Below are 2,766 nucleotides of genomic sequence, written 5' to 3' on the forward strand. Positions count from 1 at the left end.
ACGACTGCTGCGCAGCCGAGCGGGAGCAAGCTCCCTCGCCACAAGAGCAATCCATGGCAGCAATCCATAGCAGCAATCCAGCAATCCACAAGGGCAGGGCCACAAAAGCAGGGCACGGCTTTGTTTCAACAAGAACAACAATAAAACGGTGACTACCATGACCACGATGAATGCACGCCTGAGCGTGATGATGTTCCTGCAGTTCTTTATCTGGGGCGGCTGGTTCGTCACCCTCGGCACGTTCCTGTCGACTACGTTGAGTGCCAGCGGAGGGCAGATCGGCATGGCCTTCGCCACCCAATCCTGGGGCGCGATCATTGCGCCGTTCGTCATCGGCCTGATCGCCGATCGCTACTTCAACGCCGAGCGCATCCTGGCGGTGCTGCACCTGGTGGGCGCGGTGTTGTTGTATCAGCTGTACTCGGCGGTGGATTTCAACGCGTTCTATCCGTATGTGCTGGCCTACATGGTGATCTACATGCCGACCCTGGCACTGGTCAATTCCGTGGCATTCCGGCAGATGCGCGATCCGGCGCTGGAGTTCTCGCGTATCCGTGTCTGGGGTACGGTCGGCTGGATCGTCGCCGGCGTGGTGATCAGTTTTGTCTTCGCCTGGGACTCACGCGAGGCGATCTCGGCCGGCGGCCTGCGCAATACGTTCCTGATGGCGGCCATCGCTTCGCTGCTCCTCGGGCTCTACAGCTTAACGTTGCCGCGCACCGCGCCGCTCAAGGCGCAGGCGAGCTCTGGCGCCGTCAAGCAGTCGCTGGGGCTCGACGCGTTAGGCCTGCTCAAGGACCGCAGCTACCTGGTGTTTTTCATCGCCTCGATCCTGATCTGCATTCCGTTGGCGTTCTACTACCAGAACGCCAACCCGTTCCTGGCGGAAACCGGCATGACCAACCCGACGGCGAAAATGGCCATCGGGCAGGTGTCCGAAGTGCTGTTCATGCTGCTGTTGCCGCTGTTCATCCAGCGCTTCGGTATCAAGCTGGCGCTGTTGGTGGGCATGCTGGCGTGGGCGCTGCGCTACGTGCTGTTCGCCTACGGCGACAACGGTGGGCTGGCGTTCATGCTGTTTACTGGCATTGCGCTGCATGGCATCTGCTACGACTTCTTTTTTGTCTCGGGGCAGATCTACACGGACGCCAAGGCGCCCGCGCACCTGCGCAGCTCGGCCCAGGGGCTGATTACCCTGGCGACGTACGGAGTAGGCATGTTGATCGGTTTCTGGGTGGCGGGGCAGGTGACCGATCACTTTGTGGTGGAAGGTGGCCACGACTGGAAAAGCATCTGGCTGTTCCCGGCCGGTTTTGCCCTGCTGGTATTTGTCTGCTTCTTGCTGACCTTCAGCGGCCGGCAAGCGGTGGTGACGCCGTCCAAGGCTTGAGTGGGGGAAGAACGCCAGTCACTTGTGGCTGGCGCTCAGTTTGGTGTAGGTCACTTTCCCGCCTTCACTGGTGCTGCCCTTGTTATCCAAGGTGTAGACGCCGGCCTTGAAGTAGAAATCGTAGCCCTGCCAGGACTTGTCCAGCTTCACCTGGGTGCCATTGTTGCCGATCATTACCGACAGTTGGCCTTGCTTGTCCATTTGCAGCGTGTACGAGAACGATTTGTTCAGCGGCACTTTGGGCACGGTCATGATCACCGGGCTTTTTTTGTCCTTGGGCTTGAAGCGGTATTCCACGTCGATATTGCCGACGCCTTTTTCGTAGCGGTAAACCAGTTTCAACAGCGGCGTCGGCGCCTCCTTGGCGTGAATCTGCGCCACCACCACACGGCCTTCCGAAGGCACCTGGTTCACCGACAATTCTCCCTTGAGGGTGTTGGTACCGCTGTTGTAGCGCCAGTTGCGATGTTTTCCGTCTGTGCTGGTTTCCCGCAGTTCGGAACGCGGGTAATCGCTGTTACCGGTATGGGAGCCGGTGACAGGCGCCCAGAAGATGATTCTCTGGCCGTTATTGTCGAAATACTTGTTGTTCAAACTCGGCATGGCTTTGGTCGCCACGACCTGCGCGGGCGTTTGCACCGGCAGCGTAACGCTCCAGACAGTCACGTCAATCATGATGAAACCCTCCAACGGGACCGGCCGTATCTGGCGGTCGTCAAGACAATGAATTGCCTTCCGTGGCGCAGTTTTCATGCTATCGACGCGAGTCTGCTTCGCTGGAGGCCCAGCTGACGGATGGCTCTGCGATGAGCCTTTCAGGCCCGTAACTTGGGGGCGATGACGTTGTGTCTTTTTGTTGCTGATCGGTTAGAGTACGCGCCGCCCGAGAGACGGATCCCGGGCGTTTTCCCATGGAGCATCAAATGAAACAATTCAGCAAAGTTGTCGCCTGCGCACTGTTCGGCCTGGCCTTGGCGGGTTGCACCGGCACCCCGATGAAAACCCAGCAATACGACAGCAGCCAATACACCGTGGTTGGCCACAGTGAAGCCAAGGCCACCGGCCTGTTGCTGTTCGGCGTGATCCCGATCCGCCAGAACAACCGTTTCGTGCGCGCCCAGACCGCAGCGATCAAGGCCAAGGGCGGCGACGCCATGATCAACACCCAAGTCCAGGAAAACTGGTTCTGGGCCTGGGTCCTGACCGGCTATACCACTTCGGTGTCCGGTGATGTGGTCAAGCTGAAGAACGTTCAGTAACACCGACCAGGTCAGTACGCAGACCCGGGGGGGGGGGGGGGGGGGGGGGGGGGGGGGGGGGGAGCAATCGCAAAAACAAGGGCCGCTACGCCCGAGGCGTCGGACCGGCCCAGCGGG

General features: G+C 59.9%; 3 protein-coding genes. 2 read left to right on the plus strand and 1 reads right to left on the minus strand.

The window, feature by feature from the left end; translation table 11 throughout:
- Positions 1-157 precede the first annotated feature (157 nt).
- The gene (locus ACE04F_RS13615) at positions 158-1,390 is read left to right on the plus strand and encodes a nucleoside permease (protein WP_486107429.1); all 1,233 of its coding nucleotides are present in this window, start codon (positions 158-160) and stop codon (positions 1,388-1,390) included.
- A gap of 18 nt (positions 1,391-1,408) precedes the next feature.
- Here ACE04F_RS13615 and ACE04F_RS13620 read toward each other — a convergent pair whose 3' ends face one another.
- The gene (locus ACE04F_RS13620; protein WP_486107431.1) at positions 1,409-2,065 is read right to left on the minus strand and encodes a polysaccharide lyase family 7 protein; all 657 of its coding nucleotides are present in this window, start codon (positions 2,063-2,065) and stop codon (positions 1,409-1,411) included.
- 248 nt (positions 2,066-2,313) lie between these two features.
- Here ACE04F_RS13620 and ACE04F_RS13625 point away from each other — a divergent pair, with 248 nt between their 5' ends.
- Positions 2,314-2,649, plus strand: coding sequence for a hypothetical protein (locus ACE04F_RS13625; protein WP_486107433.1), 336 nt, complete (start codon positions 2,314-2,316; stop codon positions 2,647-2,649).
- Positions 2,650-2,766: the final 117 nt, after the last annotated feature.

It is taken from the genome of Pseudomonas sp. AGC41, assembly GCF_057334555.1.

Bases quoted from the DNA above. Each gene is read 5' to 3' on its own strand.
- ACE04F_RS13615 (WP_486107429.1), top strand. From the start codon at position 158: ATGACCACGATGAATGCACGCCTGAGCGTGATGATGTTCCTGCAGTTC.
- ACE04F_RS13620 (WP_486107431.1), bottom strand. From the start codon at position 2,065: ATGATTGACGTGACTGTCTGGAGCGTTACGCTGCCGGTGCAAACGCCC.
- ACE04F_RS13625 (WP_486107433.1), top strand. From the start codon at position 2,314: ATGAAACAATTCAGCAAAGTTGTCGCCTGCGCACTGTTCGGCCTGGCC.